This is a genomic window from Hyalangium versicolor, assembly GCF_020103695.1.
GTDB classification, from domain to species: domain Bacteria; phylum Myxococcota; class Myxococcia; order Myxococcales; family Myxococcaceae; genus Hyalangium; species Hyalangium versicolor.
Genome location: NZ_JAHXBF010000025.1, coordinates 81,014 through 97,653 on the forward strand (window position 1 = coordinate 81,014; position 16,640 = coordinate 97,653).

A 16,640-nucleotide genomic window follows, 5' to 3' on the forward strand; every position below is an offset into this window, starting at 1 on the left:
CTAGTAGTCCAAGGCCAGCCCGAACATCCAGTGTCGGCTGGAGAGAACCAGACCGGAGCTGCCGAAGTTGTTCACTTCAGCGTACGTCCACTCGGCGAACACATAGCTGTGGTTGACGCCGATGCCCGAGTCGAAGTCCCGCGCCAGGCGCGGCTCCAGCACGTCCAGCAGAAACGAGACGCCCAGTGTCACGCCATAGCCCCACCGGCCACCCTTGCCCGAGCGGCCGCTCAGCTCCTGGGTGTCGCTGCCCTTCTCGATCCACCAGGGCATGTAGATGAGCCCCAGCTGGCCGTAGGGGACCAGCGGCATGCCCCAGCGGAACGCCGGGTAGTCGAACTTGTAGAGGGCGTTGACCTTCAGCGGCGCCACCTTGAGCGCCGTCTTCTCCTCGGCGGTGTCACCCTCGTCCGTGATGGTGTTGGCGTACTTCTCCGCGTAGCCCGCCGAGAAGCCCACGCCCGCCGAGCCGAACCCCTGGTAGAAGTAGCGCTGCAGCTCCAGTTCGAAGAGCAGCATCGACGCGTCACCGAACGTGTCCTTGTAGGGCGTACCTTTGAGGCCCTCCTCGGTGTCGATGCGCGGCTTGTAGCCGCCCAGCTTGAACTCCACGGCGCCCGTGCGCGGTGAACCAACGGGCGCTCGGGGCGTGTCCGAGACATCCAGCGCCTGGCTCGGCAGCGCGCCCAGGAGCGCGACGACGCCGACAGCCACTGCTCGACTCATGACCGGTTTCTCCTTGAAGACAGCCAGAACCCCAGGACGGCCAGCACCCAGCCGCCCGCGACACCACCCGCCGCCGCGCCACAACCCCCCATCTCCTGCCCCTCGGCCTCCACGTACCGATCGAAGAAGCCCTTGGTGTGGATGGGAATGCCCTCCTTGGCCTCGGAGTCCCCGCTCTCATTGTCGGCCGCGTCCACGGCCTTGGCGGTGATGCGGTAGGTTACCCCGTTCTCCAGGTTCGTCACGCGGAACAAGTTCTGCTCCGAGGACTGCTCGAGGTTGCGTCCACCCGTACCATCCGCCCTCTCCACGTGGAGCCGGATCCGGTTGGCGTCATCCGCGACGTTCACGCGAATCGAGAGTGCCTCGTCCAGCGGCGCAACGTTCCCGATGGAGGGCACGTCTGGCGCCAGGGCGTCATAGATGATGTCGACATCGTCCTTCTGGTAGCTCCTGCCGTTGGAGGAGCACTCTCCCAGGCTGCCCGTCGTCGGGACCGAGGCGCACAACTGATACTCCACCTCCTTGCCGTCCACGGGGCAGCTCTCGCCGTTCTTGAAGAGGGGCAGGTCGCGGACCTTGAACTGCAACGTGCCGCTCCGGGTGGTGGGCACGTTGGACTTCGACACACTGTCCAGCAGCGTCGTCCCCGAGGGCGGCTCGTCTCCGCACGAGCCCTCCACGATCCAGAACTTCAGGTCATCACACGGCAGGACCGCGATGTTGTTGGTCCAGTTCACCGTGCGGACGAGATCGCAGTCCTTGGAGAGGCGCAGCTCGGTGTCGGCCGTGTTGGGCAACGTGAGATCAATCGCGGTCTGACTCCAGGCCGCGGTCGCTGTCAGCGTGAGGGCAATCAGCAGGAAGCGCATGACGGGGGGGAACCTAGCAAGTGGAGGGCCAGCTGAAACGGGGGGTCGCACCCTTCATTCCCCGAGGGAACTCCCCCGGCACTCCGCCAAATGGGCAAGCCCGGCTCGGAGGCTGTGCCAAATTGTCATGCGGGGCGCTGGAGCAGCCGCAGGCCGGCCTCCACCAGGTTGAGCGCGCCGCCCCGGCCCGCGTTGTCCACCACGGCGAAGAGGGTGAGCCACTCGGGTGCCTGGGGAAAGGTGCGCAAGCGGCCGACGTGGACCGTGGGATCGCCCGCGATGAGCATGGGCATGGGGTAGATCTTCTCGGTGGGCGCATCCAGCACCTTGAGCGCCTGGGACGTCTTGAGCGCGGCGCGGGCCTGCTCCACGGGTGCGGCCTGCTTGAGTTGCACGTGCACGCTCAGTCCGTGGCCGTAGAAGCTGGGCACCTGCACGGCGGTGCCGGCGATGACGGGCGTCTCTCCCCGGGCTCCGAACAGGCGCGCCGCCTCGAGCGTCCAGCCGGCCTCCTCCTCCGTCCACGGCGAGTTGGCGAGGAAGGGGCCCACCTGGGGCAGCAGGTTGAAGCCGATGCGCTGGGGGAAGGCGTGGGCCTCGGGCTCCCGGCCGGAGAGCAGGCCGGCGGTCTGTTTCTCCAGCTCGTTCACCCCGGTCACTCCCGCCGAGGACACCCCCATCATCGCCGTCACCTGGGCGCGGACGACGCCGAAGGCCTTCTGGAGCGGCGCGATGATCGACACGAGGGCGGTGGACACCGCGGAGGGGACGCAGACGATGCGGCCCTTGAAGGTAGCGCCGAGCACCTCGGGGTTGAAGCTGGGGAGCACCAGGGGCACGTTGCCGTCGCCACGGAAGGCGGAGCTGGCATCCACCACCCAGGCCCCGGCGGACTGAGCCACGGGCGCCAGGGTGCGGGACGCGCTGGCGGGAGTGGCCAGCAGTGCCAGGGACACGCCCCTGAAGGACTCAGGGGTGGTCTTTTCGACTTCCAGGGTGTCCTCGCCGTACTCCAGCTCCACGGCCTCGGAGCGCTCGGAGGCCAGCGCGGTGAGCTGTTCGGAGGGGACGCCCTGATCGAAGAGCGCGGAGAGCACCTCGCGGCCCACCACTCCCGTGGCCCCCACCACGGCGATCCGTACGTTCTCGTTCATGGCGCGTCCCTTTACGCCAGCCCGGCCCCGTGTGCGAGCCTCCGTGAACTCCGCGGGCCCGGATCGCGCGGCAGCCGACTCATGCCGCTCTGCATCCAGGCCCGCCCCCGGCGTAAACGGCTGATCTCACAGGTCCTCGGTTGACCTAACAGGGGGCCCCACCGGCCTGGCGGAAGCGCCCCTCCAACCAAGCCCGCCACCGAGGCTCGTCGCGAGCGACAGCGGCCGGTGCCTGCTCACCATAGAGGTAGAAGCTGAGCACGATGTGGACATTGCCTCCCATGCTCTGAGCCGCCACGAGGGCACTCCCGGGGGCTGGCGAGTCGACCAGGAGGAGGAGCGCGCGCACCTTCTCGTCCGCGTCCACGCGTTCGATGCTCCCAGCCAGCGGCGGGGCGTCGGCGGGGGCACTGCGCTTCTGCCCGGGGCTGGCATCCGTAAGCCCCAGCGCACCGGCCAGCTTCTCCCACGCCACGGGCAAGGGCCCGGAGGCACCGCCAACCACCTGCATGATCGAGCAGCGCTGGCCGCGGAAGTGCGTGAGGTACAGCCGCAGGATGCGGAAGAACCCAGGCCAACCGGACTCGACGTTGTTGAGCTGATCGTCCCAGTCATCGCTGCTCGCGAAGAGGCTGTGGACCACCCGCACGACACAGGTGCCTCCAGAACGCGCTTCGACGATCCACTCCGTGGCGAGCGCTGGAGACTCGGGCCCCAGGTCCTTGCTCTCGGCGGCGAACCTGCGAGGCGGCTCCCAGGCTGTCACCGTGGCCTTCGAATCCATGCCCGGGCCAAAGTGCGACACCACCGCTCCGCCCTCGCGTCCGTCGATCTCACTGGGGACGAACCAGGACGAGACTCCGGGCCCTGTCGCAATGGCCTCCCAGACCTGCTCGGGCGTGCCCGGGACTTCAACCTCGACCTGGATAGAACGGCGTCCAGAGGCTTCTTTCTTCACGGTCATGATGGCTCCTGTGGGGTGGACTCATGGGGAAGCGGGTGCGCCACGATCACCAGGCGATGGTCACGGCCGCTGGGAGCGGAGGCATCGTGGTAGCGCGAGACCAGCTTCGTGACGGCTTCGGTGAGTTCCTGGCTGAAGGCCGCGCGCTCGGCCGGTGAGCGGAACCGGATCTCGGTGTCCACCGACAGGGTCGGCAGGCGTTTGCCGATCTCCTCCGCGCGGCGCACGAGACCGCTGACCTCGCGCACGATGCGGGCGGCGAGGGCGATGAGGTAGCTGGCGGAGAGCCGGTCCGCACTGCGGCCCGGATCCGTGGCGACCGGGCCCAGGGCGCTCGGAGACACGATGTAGGAAGCGGCGGTCGCCACCAGCAGGCGCTCCGTCAGCCCTCCCCACTGGCGCGTCTCGGCCACCCGGACCAGCCGGTGCGCCTCCAGGGCTCGCAGGTGGTAGTTGACCTTCTGGCGCGCGATGCCCAGCCGTGCCGCGAGAGTCGCGGCGGAGGCAGGGACCGCCAGCTCCGCCAGCAACCGGCTCCGGACCGGCTCGAGGGCCACCGTCGCAGCCTCGGGATCGTCGATGACTTCCACGTCGAGCATGGCGCCATTCCAGCCTTGACAACTTTTCTTGTCAAGAAGAGTGCGCACATCTCATGACCCATGCAAGGGAGGCCCGGGCGGCGGAGTCTGGACCCACTGGTCTGCTGGTCGGACCACTGCCCGATGGAAGGGAGGCTCAGTCTTCCTTCAACCGAGCGGTCGGCGCGGGCCCCGGGAGCGGGGGGAACTTCGGGTTGCGCTCGGGCTCGGAGGCGCGGACGTAGTGCGGTTCCAGCGCGAACACCGCCTCCACCGGCTGCGTCTCCGGGAACCGCGCCAGCCGTGCCAGCTCCACCGCCGAGGGAAACACCGGCCCGGTGAGCAGCCGCTGGGGAGACACTCCCGCAGCCTCCAGCGCGGCCCGATAGTCCGTCAGCGCAGGCCCCAACGCGAGTGCCTGGGGCTCGGCCGCCATCTTCGCAGCCACCTCTTCCGGAGACATGGCCGTCTCGGGCTCCAACGCCTCCACGGTCCGCCCGCGCCTCCGGTAGGCCCCCAGGTAGAGATCATCCTTGCGAGCCACCGCGAGGCAGAAGAGCGGAGGACCCTCGGGCCCTTCCAACGCCACCGCCGCCAGCGATGAGGCCCCGACCAGCTTCAGCCGCTTCGCGTACGCCAGCGCCTTCAGCGAGGCCAGACCGATGCGCAGCCCCGTGAAGGACCCGGGCCCCAACCCCACGACGAGCCCCTCCAACCCCTCCAGCTTCACCCCATGCCGCGCGAGCAACTCACCAACAATGCCGGGGAGCACTTCACTCTGCTTCGCGGGAGGGCCCACCACCACGTGCTCCAGGACGCGCACGTCCTCCCCTGCCCCATCCACCAGGGCGAGCGACAACGTGAGCGTGGAGGTATCGAGCGAGAGGAACACGGCCCTCCTCTACCCCGGGAGCGCCTGGAGCGGGGGGGAAAAGGAGGAAACAGGACCCTCGTCCTTGCACCGGTAGAGCCGCACGCGCGCCAGGCCCTTCGAGACCATGTCCAGCTTGCGCGCCGCCGCCAGGGACACGTCGATGATGCGCTCGGCCTTGAAGGGGCCGCGATCGTTGACGCGCACCTCCACGGACTTGCCGTTCTCCATGTTCACGACGCGCAGACACGTGCCGAAGCGCTCCGTCCGATGGGCCGCCGTGAAGGCGTTCTGATCGAAGCGCTCGCCGCTCGCCGTCTTCCGGCCATGCAGCCCCGGGCCGTAGTACGAGGCCAGCCCCTCACCCAGATACGCGCGCGAGCCCTTCTCAGGAGCCTCGGGAGTGGAGCGCCCCACGGTAGGAGACTCCGGCTGCGAGCCGGGAAGAGGCCTCGCCGCACGAGAGGTGCACCCCGCCAGCAGCCCCATCCCCAACACCAGTACGAGCCACCGCCCCAACGTCACGCTCACCGGCCGATGCCGTTGGGGAAGAACCACTTGCTGATGTCGTTGTAGAACGCCACCAGCATCAGCACGGCCAGCATCGCCAGACCGATGACATTGGCCACCTCGCGGACGCGGACCGGGATGGGGCGGCGACGGACGCTCTCCCACAACGCGGCCAGCACGGCGAAGCCATCGAGCACGGGAATGGGCAGCAGGTTCACCACGCCCAGGTTGATGGAGATGACGGCCATCAGGTTGAGGAAGTAGTCCCACCCCAGCTCCGTGCTGCGCGCCGCGAGCTGCGCGATGCCAATGGGCGAGCTGATGGTGCTCAGCGGCACATCGCGCGTGACGAGCCCGGCGAGCGCGCCCACCGTTCCGCTGATGATCTTCGGAACAACCTTGGCGGCCTGCTTCAGGGCATCGTTCCACTCCAGCGTCACCGTCACCTTCTCCACCGGCGGCACCTCGCCCCGGGTGAGCAGCCACGGGCGGAGCCCATGTCCCTTGCTCTCGGTGACGTTGCCCAGCTCATCCATCTCCTTGATGGCGCCCAGGGAGATCTTCGACGTGTGCTCCCCATCCTGGCCCCGCCACGTCAGCGTGAAGTCTCCCTTGCCCGGCCCGCTCACCTTCACGTCGAGCATGTGGAACGTGGTCAGCGGCTCACCGTTGACCGCCACGAGCCGATCGCCAGAGCGAATCCCCGCCGCCGCCGCGGGCGAGTCCGCCATCACCGCCGCCACGTAGAGATCCCTCGGCTCCACACCCAGTGCCGCCAGCCCCTCCTTGCCCGCCTGCTTCGGAACCTGCAATTCCACCCGCTCGGGAACCTTCAGCGTCGCCGTGCCCACCTCCACCGGCTGCAGGCGCTGCACGGTGACCTTGAGGAGCCCCTCCTGCTTCGCCAGCACCTGATACAGCGTGGCCTCGTCCGGCACCGGAGTGCCGTTGATGGCCACGATGCGATCGAAGGTCTTCAGCCCCGCCTGCGCCGCCTCCGAGCCAGGAGGCACACCCACGATCGGCACCTGCGGGTTGGCCTCCACCATCATCCGGCCGCGCTCGACGGTCTCGAACGGCGAGGAGTCCACGTACTTCAGCGGCGTCACGTTGGCGATGAACTGCTCGCCATTGCGCTCCACGGTGAGCGGAATGGGGCGCTCGAAACGACCGATGAACGCCTCCGCCATCTCGTCGAAGGTGCGGACCTTGTCCCCCTCCACGGCGAGGATCCGGTCACCCGGGCGCAGGCCCGCCGCGGCCGCAGGAGTGCCCGGAGGCACATAACCCAGCCGCGTCGAGATGGCCTCGTGGGGCCCCCAGAAGATGAAGAAGTAGATGAGGATGGGGAACACGAGGTTGAAGGCCGGACCAGCCAGCACGATCGCCATGCGCTTCCACGGCGGCTGCGCCAGGAAGCCCCGGTGGGCCTCATCGGGCTCCAGATCCTCCCCCGCAACGTCCCCGGCCATCTTCACGAAGCCACCCAGGGGCAGCAGCGCGATCTGGTACTCCGTCTCCCCCTTGGTGAAGCTCAGGAGCTTGGGTCCGAACCCGAAGGAGAACTTGAGCACCTTCACCCCGCAGGCCTTCGCCACGAGGAAGTGACCCAGTTCGTGCACCGTCACCAGCACGCCGAGCAAAAGCGCGAAGAACCCGATACTCGCCATGGCGGCAAGACTAATCGCGCTCCGGTCCAGGGACAACGCACATCCATCCACACTGCACGGCCGAGCACACAGCCGCTACGCCAGCCACCCGCGAACGAACTGCACGTAGATGAACACCAGGGGCGCGTTGAACAGCAGCGCGTCGATGCGGTCCAGGATGCCGCCGTGCCCGGGAATCAACTTGCCTGAGTCCTTCACCCCATAGGCCCGCTTGAGCATGGACTCGCACAGGTCGCCAATGGGGCCGGCAATCCCGCCCACCACGCCCAGGAGCACGCAGTCGGCCACGGAGAAGTGCGGGAAGAAACCCGCTCGGGCGATGAACATGCCGCCCACCGAGCCCACCATGCCCCCGAAGAAGCCCTCCCACGTCTTGTTGGGGCTCACTTCCACGTACAGCTTGTGGCGGCCCAGGAAGCGGCCAGCGAAGTAGGCGGCCGTGTCGTTGGCCCAGGTGATGACCAGCGCACAGATGACCCAGGACAGGCCCTCGTCCCGGATGCGCAGCGCGGACAGAGCCACCAGCCCCACGGCTCCATAAAGGTACCCGGTGAGCAGGTGCGCCGAGCGCAAGGGCGCCTCGGGCAGCGGGCCGCGGATCAGGTGGTACGTCCACACGAAGAAGAACAGGCCCGCCGTGAGCCAGAAGGCCAGCTCTCCCACGTGCTCCGGGCTGCGCAGCGGCAGCAGCGGCACCACCCCCGAGAGGAGGATGCCCACCCATGCCGCCGGCGAGAGCTGCTTGAGGGTGATGGAGTAGTACTCACTGGTGCACGCGGCCGCCGCCACCGCGAAGAGGGCCGCACTCCAGGCGCCTCCCATGGCGATGAGAAACAGGACGACCGGCAGCAGCACCACCGCCGAGACGATGCGGACGACGAGGTTCTTGTTCTTCTCGTTCACGCCTTGGCCCGCTGGGTTTCCTCACGCTGGATCTGCGCCGACGTCAGCCCGAAACGCCGCTCCCGCTGCTGGTAGTGCGCCAGGCACCGCAGGAAGGCCTCGGCCCGAAAGTCCGGCCACTGCACGTCCGCGAAGTACAGCTCCGCGTACGCCATCTGCCACAGCAGGAAGTTGGACACTCGGAACTCGCCGCTGGTGCGCACCACCAGATCCAACTGCGGCAGCCCGTGCGTCCACAAGCGAGACTCCATCTCCTTCTCGCCGATCTGCTCCGGATCCAGTTCGCCCCGCGCCACCGCCTGCGCCATCTCGCGCGTGGCGTGGAGGATCTCCTCCCGCCCGCCGTACGAGAGCGCCAGCGTCAACACCATGCCCTGGTTGTGCGCCGAGTCCGTGCGCAGCCGCTCGAGCGGCTCCCTCACGTAGCGCGGAAGCTTGTCCACCTCGCCAATGGCATTCAGGCGGATGCCGTTGTCGAGGATCTCCGAGTACTCGCTCTCGAGGAAGTCGCGCAGCAGCTCCATCAACCCGGCGACTTCATCCGCGGGGCGCGCCCAGTTCTGAGAGGAGAAGGCATACAGCGTGAGCGCCGACAGCCCTACCCGGCGGGCCGTGCGAGCCACCTCCCGCACACTGGTCGAACCCTCTCGGTGACCCTCCAACCGAGGCAGCCCGCGAATCTCCGCCCACCGGCCATTTCCATCCATGATGATGCCCACGTGGCGGGGCAAGGGCCGAGCCTTGACCTGTTGTTCTAGCGCGCTGACGGCTGAGGGGCGTTCCATGGAGCGGTGCACCTTAGAGGCACGGCCCGGCGTCGTCCACGAGAGTGTGTGCGGACGGTCGCTGGGTGACGCTGACCGGTCGCTCGGTGGGGGTGGGCGGCGTACATGCGAAGTGGCCATTGGGACAGGTTGTCCACCCCGCATGGAATCGCCCCCGAGCTTGTTTGACCCTGGAGCGACCTGCTCCGTAGGATCGGAAGACTCATGCCCCCCAAGTTGATTGGCCCCTATCGCGTCATGGAGACGCTCGGTAGTGGAGGTGTGGGGACCGTGTATCGGGCCCTGGACCGCCGTACCAACGATCCCGTGGCGCTCAAGCTCCTGTCCGCGGGACCTGCTCTGGATACCCGAGCGGCGCGGCGGCTTGCTCGGGAGTACGAGACGCTCGCGGACCTGTCTCACCCCAATGTCGTTCGCGTGTTCGACGTGGGCGTCTTCCAGGGCTACCCCTACCTCGTCATGGAGCTCATCGAAGGGCTCACGCTGCGCAACTACCTGAATCTCCGAGGCGCCGATCTGCTCTCGCCCTCGGGCTCCATGTCCATGCCCCGGCCGCGCCAACTGCCGGATGACTCGGATTCCTGGGGAGACGAAGACGCGGACGACGCGGACTCAGAGGACGGCTTCAAGGCGGACTCAGAGGAGAATTCGGAGGAGGACTCGGAGGACGATGGCAACCTGCCCTTCAACCTGTCTGCCTTCAACGAGGAGGCGCCGAGCGAGGACGCGGGCTTTCGGGCCGGCCCCGAGTCGGTCCGTGCGCTGGCGGACGCGGCGGATGAGCCGGACACAGGTGACCCAGAAGACTTCGATGTGCCCTACGAGACCCCGGATCCGAAGGTCCAGCTGGTCGAGCGCCGCATCGCGGAGGCTCGCACGGAGGACCTCAATCGCCCCGAGCGCATGGGCCGCTTGAAGGACGCGATGCTCCAGGTCTGTGAGGCGTTGGCCTACATCCATGGCCACGGGTTGGTGCACCGGGATCTCAAGCCCTCGAACATCATGGTGGATGAGGACCGGCAGGTGCGGTTGATGGACTTCGGGCTGGCGAAGTTCCTGGCGGATGATGCGGGGCTGACGGCGGACGGGCGCATGGTGGGGACGTTCCGATACATGTCTCCGGAGCAGATCCTGGGTGAGCCGCTGGATGCGCGCGCGGACCTCTACAGCCTGGGAGTCATCCTGTACGAGCTGATGACGGGCCGGCCGCCCTTCGATGCGAAGACGCCGAGCGCGCTGTGGCAGCAGGTGCTGGAGGTGGAGCCTGCTCCGATCCTGGGTATCAACCTGAAAGGAGATCCCCAGTTGGCGCGAGTGGCTCATAAGCTGCTGCGCAAGGAGCCGGATGACCGGTTCCAGACGGCCGAAGAAGTGTACGAGGCCCTGGCCGAGTGAACGGAGACACAGTGCACACGCTGACGGTGGACGCCGCGAAGGCGGGCCAGCGAGTGGATTTGTTCGTGGGAGAGGCGCTGAGCCTGTCGCGGGCGAAGCTGAAGCGGCTCTTCGAGGAGGGCGCCGTCAAGGTGAACGGGCGCGCCGCGAAGAAGGGCCTGCTGGTGGCGGCGGGGCAGCGCATCACGGTGGAGTACGAGGAGGAGACGCGCGAGGCGGTACCGGACGCGGGCTTCCCGCTGGTGGTGCTGTACGAGGACGCAGCGGTGGTGGCGGTGGACAAGCCGGCGGGACGGCCCTCGCATCCGCTGCGGCCAGGAGAGACGGGGACGGTGGCCAACGCGCTCGTGGCCCGCTATCCCGAGTGCGCCACGGCCTCCGAGGATTCGCGGGAGGGCGGGCTGTGCCACCGGTTGGATATCGAGACCTCGGGGGTGCTGCTCGCGGCTCGCACGCGGGAGGCGTGGCACACGCTGCGCGCGGCCTTCGGAGGCCGGGGCGTGGACAAGCGCTACCTGGCGTTGGTGACGGGGCCGCTGGCGGAGGAGGGAGAGATTGATCTGCCCCTGCGCCACCACCCGCGCCACCCGGATCGCGTGGAGCCAGCGGTGGATGGGACAGAGGGGGCTCGCGAGGCACACTCGCTGTTCCGGGTGCTGGGGCGCTCGGGCGAGTACAGCCTGGTGGAGGTTCGGATCTTCACGGGCGTGCTGCATCAGGTGCGCGCGCACATGGCGGGCGTTGGCGCTCCGCTCGTGGGTGACACGCTCTACGGCGGGCGAGAAGAACCCGGGCTCTCACGGTTCTTCCTGCACGCGCAATCGCTCGGGTTCACGCACCCGGTGACGGGCAAGGCCGTGCACGTGGAGAGCCCGGTGCCCCCGGAGCTCACCACGGTGCTGCAGAAGCACGGCCTCTCGATGCCCGCTACTCGCCCATCACCTTGATGATGACGCGCTTGCGGCGCTGGCCATCGAACTCGGCGTAGAACACCTGCTGCCAGGGGCCGAGATCCAACTTCCCCGCCGTCACGGGGATGATGACCTGGTGATGGATGAGCAGGGACTTGAGGTGGGCGTCCCCGTTATCCTCGCCGGTGCGGTGGTGGCGGTAGTCCGGGCCCTGGGGCGCCAGTTCCTGGAGCCACTCCCAGATGTCTTCGTGGAGCCCGGACTCGTCGTCGTTGACGAAGACGCCCGCGGTGATGTGCATGGCCGACACGAGCACCATGCCCTCCTGGATGCCACTCTTGCGTACCAGCCCGGCCACGGTGTCCGTGAGCCGGACGAGCTCGCGCCGCGACTTCGTCTCGTACCAGAGGTATTCGGTGAGGGTCTTCATGCGAGTGCCTCGTCAGCAAGGTCCGCTACAGTGACGGACGTCATGCGCGCCATCATCCACGTCGACATGGACGCCTTCTACGCGTCCGTGGAGCAGCGGGACAACCCGGACCTGCGAGGCAAGCCGGTGATCGTCGGCGGCCATGCACAGCGCGGGGTGGTGGTGGCCGCCTCCTACGAGGTGCGCCCCTTCGGAGTGCGCAGCGCCATGCCCATGGCCCGCGCGGTGAAGATGGCGCCCCAGGCCATCGTCGTCACGCCCCGCTTCTCCGCCTACGCCGAGGCCAGCGAGCATGTATTCGCCATCTTCGAGCGATACACGCCCTTGATCGAGCCGCTTTCGCTGGATGAAGCCTTCCTGGATGTCACGGCCTCGGTGGGCCTGTTCGGCCCACCCGCGGAGATCGCCCGCCGCATCCGCAAGGAGATCGCTGTTGAGGTGAAGCTGCCCGCGTCCGCGGGGATCGCCCCGGTGAAGTTCGTGGCGAAGATCGCTTCGGACCTGGCCAAGCCCAACGGCCAGCGGGAAGTCCGCGCCGAAGAAGTCGTGCCCACGTTGGCGAAGCTGCCCGTGTCTCGCCTGTGGGGCGTGGGCCCGAAGACCGAGGAGGAACTCACGCGCGGCGGGCTGAAGACCATCGGCGACGTGGCGGCGCGAGGCGTGGAGTGGCTGGAGCAGCGCTTCGGGCCTCAGGGGCGGCACCTGTGGGAGCTGTCGCAGGGCATCGATCCTCGCGAGGTGGTACCGGACCGAGCCGCCAAGAGCGTGGGGGCGGAGGACACCTTCGAAGAGGACCTGCGAGGCGTGGATCTGTTGCGGCCCCACGTGCACGCCCAGGCGCTGCGGGTGGGCAGGCGCCTGCGCAAGGCCGAGGTGAAAGGGCGCGTGGTGCAGCTCAAGGTGAAGTTCTCGGACTTCACCACCATCACCCGGCGCACCACCCTCTCCTCACCAACGGACGATGGGCAGACGATCTACCGCGCGGCGCTCGAGCTGCTGGAGCGCGCGCACGAGGGCAAGCCCATCCGCCTCACGGGCGTGTCCGTGCAGTCCCTCGGCGAGCCAGAGCAGCCCCAGCAGCTCGGACTCTTCTCCGCACCTCCGAAGCCCGCGCCACGCAGCGAGAAGCTCAACGCGGCGCTGGACCGCATCGCCGAGCGTTTCGGCACCAAGGCCATCACCACCGCGGACATCGCGGAAACCGGTGGCACCGCGGACGACGAGGACCCCTGGGGACGGCACTGAAGCCCAGTTCCCCCCAGGTGCTTGCTGACCGCCCTGCGGTGCAGGGAAACGGGATGATGAAGAGCCTGGAAACGAGGAGAGAGGCGGAGACTTCGTGGCTGGCGGCGGCACGCAGCGCAGGGTTCACGGAGTGACCGTGATTGTCTTCGAGCCTACGAGCTGACCGCGGTAGTAGGCCTGAATGGTGGCTGTGCCCGCACTCAAGCCAGTCACCGTCCCCGAAGTCTGCTCCGCGTTGTCCACGACGGCCACCGCGGGAGCATCCGAGAGCCAGAGCACCTGACGCGTCACCGTCTGGACGAGATCCGGCTCGAAGGTCGCCACGCCCATGAGCGGCAGGGACTGGCCTGCGGCGAGGGTCTCGCTGCGATTCTCGGCCACGGCGATGGCAAAGCTGGCGACGGGAGCATCCACGACGGTGAACGCCAGCACACTCTCCTCCGCCCCCACCTTGGCGGTGAGCTTCACCTCGCCCGCCTTGATGGGGATGATCGTCGTACCCGAGACCCCCACGATGCCGGTGGGGTCAACACGGACAACGGCCAGACTGGACACGTCCCGCTCCACCGTCCCGATGAGCCCATTCACGGCCAAGGGGACGGGCGCGCCCTTCAGCGAGGCCTTGACGGGTCCCACCCACTTGATGCTCGAGGGCACATCCAAGACATCCACGGCGAGTTGCGCCCGCGCACCCTGGGCGACAGTCCCTTCTGCCCCCGTAACGTCGATGAGCGCCCGCCCTGGCTTCACGGCCGTCACGACCCTGCCGGCAAGCGTAACGATCCGCCCACTCTCCTCGTTCGCGAGAGCGAACTTGAGGAAGGCGGTGACATCTTGCCTGTGTCCCTGAGTGAAGACGCCCTCCGCGGAGATGGACGTAAGCTGTCCCACCACGATGGGAGACTCCAGTGAGGTGCCGGGCACAATGGACGTGAGTGTCACATTCAGCACCTGGACTTGTCTGGAGAAGCTCTGTCCCCTCCTGGCGAGGGTAATGGTGGTGGCGCCCGGTGCTACGCCGCTCACCGTGCCTTCCGAAACCCCGGCGATGTTCGGATCGCTGCTCGCCCAGGTCACCGCCCCGGACACGGCGCGCTTGGTGTTGTCCTCGGAGATGACGGTGGTGACCACGTGGGTGGTGGTGCCCTTGGCGAGTTGCATCACCGTGGGAGAAAGCTGAATACCGACAGGCTGCCCGAGGACATACACGGAGGTCGTCACCGAGAGGCCGTCCACCTGGGCGGTGATGTCCGAAGTCCCGCTCTTCTTGGGGATCAATAACCCTTGGGGGCTTACCTCTGCAACGGCCGGATCCGACAATGTCCATACCGTGTCCGGTGTCAGGTTCTCGGTGTGGCCGTCCTGGATCCGCTCGACAAGGAGCTGAAAGGCTTCGCCGCGCTCGACGGTGCGATTGACTGGAGCCAGAGACAGGACCTGGGGTGCCCCTGTCCCTGGCGAGGTTGAGGCGTTGCACCCCGCACCTACGAGCGCCGACATCGATAGAATCAGGCCAAGACCCCACCGCTCAAAGTCACTCATTTCTTCCCCTTTGATTTGGTCCGGCAGACGCCATCAGCGCGCCAGGAAGCTGCTGTCTCAAATGGGCTTATGTGAGCCGGGCGTGGAGAGCTGTACCACTCGAGGAGACTTGGAACGCTCCGCGTGGTTTCAGGAGGCATGGGTCGCGCCCAGTTCGAGCGAAAGCTGGCGGCGCGGCCGCGCCAGCACAGAGGCAACGCCTCGTGGATCTCCTATTGAAGAGATCCCTCTCAACCCCGCAGGAGCCCACCCGTGAAGAGGCAGCTAACCCCTCGTCTGTGCTTCGTCGATGGACACTCCGTCTGGGCGTGCTCCCCGCCAGCCCTGTCTATGCCATCGCCGCGCGCATCGCCTTTTCCAGCGCATCGACCACGAGCCGGACGCGTTTCACGGAGCGCAGTTCCTGATGATAGGCGAGGAACAACGGCACGGTCGGGAGCCGAGCCTCCGTCTCGAGTTGCATGAGCTCCGAGCCCGGCATCACCAGCCCCGCAGCCATCACGATGATTCCCTGCCCCTGTTCGGCCGCCTCCCGGAGCGCAAAGTAGGAATTGCTCCGGAACACGAAGCGCTTCGCGCCCTGTTCGACCAGCCACTGGACCTGCGGCATCTTGTTCATGTGGGTCTCGAAGCCGATGAAGTCATGCCGGACCATGTCGTCCCGCTTGATCCGGCCATCCCGGACGCGGCGCTCCACATACGAGCGCGCGGCATAGAGCGCGAGCTGGATCCGGCCGATCTCGCGCTCGATGAGCACTGGCGATGTCGATCGAGCGATGCGAATGCCGATGTCCGCCTCGCGCTTCGAGAGGTCGGCCATGCGCGTCTCGGAGACGAGCTCGAAAAGCAAGGCGGGGTGTGTCCGTCTCAAGTCCGAGAGCACCCGGGTGGCGAGCGAGATGAACCCCTCGGACAGGGACAGCCGCACGGAGCCACTCAGTGAGGAGTCGCCTTCATCGCGCCTCACGGCCTGCAATCCGAACTCGAACTGCTCCGCGAGGTTGATCAGCTCCAGCGCATCCGGTTCCACGGAGGTGCCCGCGCTCGATCGGTGCACCAACGGCCGGCCCAAGGCCTTTTCGAGCGCCTCGATCCGCCGAGACGTACTCGAAGTCGACATGCCGAGCACCCGGCCCGCAGCAAGAAAGCTCCCGTGGCGGTGCAGTGCGAGCAGTACCCGCAGATCGTCCCATGACGGCTCGTAAGAGGTTTCCATGGATGGAAACGAGATTACCACCCATGCCCATTCTCAGAAATCCACTCGGCTGTTTATGAAGTGCCCATGAACGACTTCGACTTCGCGGGCAAGACCGTCGTGATCACCGGCAGTTCCATGGGCATCGGAGAAGTCTTCGCACGGGAGCTCGATGCACACGGCGCGAAGCTCGTGCTCGTCGCGCGCAGCAAGGACAAGCTCCAGGCGCTCGCCTCACAGCTCAAGAGCGCTCAGGTCATCGCGGAGGATCTCGCCACGCCGGGCGCGGCCCAGCGCGTGTTCGATGAAGTGAATCGGCGAGGATTCGAGGTCGACGTGCTGATCAACAACGCGGGCTTCGGGATACACGGCCCGTTCATGGAGGTCCCCCTCGAATCTCAGCGGGGGCAGATCGAGCTCAACATCGGAGCCCTCGTCGAGCTCACGCACGCGTTCCTCCCCATGCTCGAGCGGCGGCAGGGTGGCATCATCCAGGTGGCCTCGGTCGCCGCGTACCAGCCGACGCCGTACTTCGCCGTCTACGGAGCGACCAAGGCCTTCGTGCTCTCGTTCAGTGAGGCGCTGTGGGCCGAATACAGGGACCGTGGCGTACGCGTGGTGTGCCTGTCTCCAGGCGCCACGGACACACAGTTCTTCGCCCGAGCGGGGGAAGCTGCGAGCGGAGGCATGAAGCGAGCATCCCCGGAAGGCGTCGTGCGGATCGGACTCGAAGCCTTCCAGAAGAACCGGCCGTCGGCCGTCCATGGCCTCTTGAACAGGGTGAGCACGTCCCTGGTCCCGCTCTTCCCGCGGGCCTTCGTCGCGAAGCTGTTCGGGCGCATCGCGGCGCCCAAACAGCCCACGCTGCCTGCTCCCGCGCGCTGAACCC

The 16,640-nt window shown here is 67.4% G+C and carries 17 protein-coding genes; 4 read left to right on the forward strand and 13 right to left on the reverse strand.

Translation table 11 applies throughout. From position 1 onward, the window contains the following. The 10 genes from KY501_RS40485 to uppS all read right to left on the reverse strand — a co-directional run bounded on the left by KY501_RS40485 (nt 1) and on the right by uppS (nt 9,033). Complete coding sequence (locus tag KY501_RS40485; protein ID WP_224369261.1) at nt 1–726, reverse strand: MXAN_2562 family outer membrane beta-barrel protein; 726 nt, start codon at nt 724–726, stop codon at nt 1–3. After that, complete coding sequence (locus tag KY501_RS40490) at nt 723–1,598, reverse strand: MXAN_2561 family MXYO-CTERM-anchored protein (RefSeq protein WP_224369262.1); 876 nt, start codon at nt 1,596–1,598, stop codon at nt 723–725. Before KY501_RS40490 ends, KY501_RS40485 begins: the two co-directional genes overlap by 4 nt. Nucleotides 1,599–1,723: 125 nt before the next feature. After that, nucleotides 1,724–2,752 carry an aspartate-semialdehyde dehydrogenase gene (locus tag KY501_RS40495; protein WP_224369263.1) on the reverse strand — a complete coding sequence of 343 codons (1,029 nt, stop codon included), beginning with the start codon at nt 2,750–2,752 and terminating at the stop codon, nt 1,724–1,726. A gap of 145 nt (nt 2,753–2,897) precedes the next feature. Further along, nucleotides 2,898–3,716, reverse strand: a complete 819-nt coding sequence (locus KY501_RS40500; RefSeq protein WP_224369264.1) for an SRPBCC family protein — start codon at nt 3,714–3,716, stop codon at nt 2,898–2,900. Further along, nucleotides 3,713–4,315 carry a winged helix-turn-helix domain-containing protein gene (locus KY501_RS40505; RefSeq protein WP_224369265.1) on the reverse strand — a complete coding sequence of 201 codons (603 nt, stop codon included), beginning with the start codon at nt 4,313–4,315 and terminating at the stop codon, nt 3,713–3,715. Before KY501_RS40505 ends, KY501_RS40500 begins: the two co-directional genes overlap by 4 nt. A 136-nt stretch (nt 4,316–4,451) precedes the next feature. After that, nucleotides 4,452–5,186: a tRNA (adenosine(37)-N6)-threonylcarbamoyltransferase complex dimerization subunit type 1 TsaB gene (gene tsaB, locus KY501_RS40510; RefSeq protein ID WP_224369266.1), complete on the reverse strand. Its 735-nt coding sequence runs from the start codon at nt 5,184–5,186 to the stop codon at nt 4,452–4,454. A gap of 9 nt (nt 5,187–5,195) precedes the next feature. Beyond that, entirely contained in the window at nt 5,196–5,654 is a 459-nt protein-coding gene (locus KY501_RS40515; protein ID WP_224369341.1) for a septal ring lytic transglycosylase RlpA family protein, read from the reverse strand. A gap of 38 nt (nt 5,655–5,692) precedes the next feature. Further along, entirely contained in the window at nt 5,693–7,345 is a 1,653-nt protein-coding gene (gene rseP / locus KY501_RS40520) for an RIP metalloprotease RseP (protein WP_224369267.1), read from the reverse strand. Nucleotides 7,346–7,420: 75 nt separating this feature from the next. Continuing rightward, nucleotides 7,421–8,248, reverse strand: coding sequence for a phosphatidate cytidylyltransferase (locus KY501_RS40525; protein WP_224369268.1), 828 nt, complete (start codon nt 8,246–8,248; stop codon nt 7,421–7,423). Beyond that, nucleotides 8,245–9,033: an undecaprenyl pyrophosphate synthase gene (gene uppS, locus KY501_RS40530; protein ID WP_224369269.1), complete on the reverse strand. Its 789-nt coding sequence runs from the start codon at nt 9,031–9,033 to the stop codon at nt 8,245–8,247. Before uppS ends, KY501_RS40525 begins: the two co-directional genes overlap by 4 nt. Before the next feature lie 204 nt (nt 9,034–9,237). Here uppS and KY501_RS40535 point away from each other — a divergent pair, with 204 nt between their 5' ends. Beyond that, nucleotides 9,238–10,428 (forward strand): serine/threonine-protein kinase, encoded by a 1,191-nt coding sequence (locus KY501_RS40535; RefSeq protein ID WP_224369270.1) that lies wholly within the window; start codon nt 9,238–9,240, stop codon nt 10,426–10,428. Next, a complete protein-coding gene (locus tag KY501_RS40540) occupies nt 10,425–11,375 on the forward strand; it encodes an RluA family pseudouridine synthase (protein WP_224369271.1) in 951 nt (316 codons plus the stop codon). The genes KY501_RS40535 and KY501_RS40540 overlap by 4 nt, the downstream gene beginning before the upstream one ends. On the opposite strand, the gene KY501_RS40545 is transcribed toward KY501_RS40540, so the two are convergent. Next, nucleotides 11,356–11,769 (reverse strand): secondary thiamine-phosphate synthase enzyme YjbQ, encoded by a 414-nt coding sequence (locus KY501_RS40545; protein ID WP_224369272.1) that lies wholly within the window; start codon nt 11,767–11,769, stop codon nt 11,356–11,358. The genes KY501_RS40540 and KY501_RS40545 overlap by 20 nt on opposite strands. Nucleotides 11,770–11,811: 42 nt before the next feature. Here KY501_RS40545 and dinB point away from each other — a divergent pair, with 42 nt between their 5' ends. Beyond that, nucleotides 11,812–13,014, forward strand: coding sequence for a DNA polymerase IV (gene dinB, locus KY501_RS40550; protein ID WP_224369342.1), 1,203 nt, complete (start codon nt 11,812–11,814; stop codon nt 13,012–13,014). Nucleotides 13,015–13,137: 123 nt separating this feature from the next. Here dinB and KY501_RS40555 read toward each other — a convergent pair whose 3' ends face one another. Together KY501_RS40555 and KY501_RS40560 are read right to left on the reverse strand one after the other, a co-directional pair. After that, entirely contained in the window at nt 13,138–14,292 is a 1,155-nt protein-coding gene (locus tag KY501_RS40555) for an Ig-like domain-containing protein (protein WP_224369273.1), read from the reverse strand. A gap of 592 nt (nt 14,293–14,884) precedes the next feature. After that, nucleotides 14,885–15,772: a LysR family transcriptional regulator gene (locus tag KY501_RS40560; RefSeq protein ID WP_224369274.1), complete on the reverse strand. Its 888-nt coding sequence runs from the start codon at nt 15,770–15,772 to the stop codon at nt 14,885–14,887. Nucleotides 15,773–15,838: 66 nt separating this feature from the next. On the opposite strand from KY501_RS40560, the gene KY501_RS40565 reads away from it, so the two are divergent. Beyond that, a complete protein-coding gene (locus KY501_RS40565) occupies nt 15,839–16,636 on the forward strand; it encodes an SDR family NAD(P)-dependent oxidoreductase (protein WP_224369275.1) in 798 nt (265 codons plus the stop codon). The last annotated feature ends 4 nt before the right edge of the window (nt 16,637–16,640 follow it).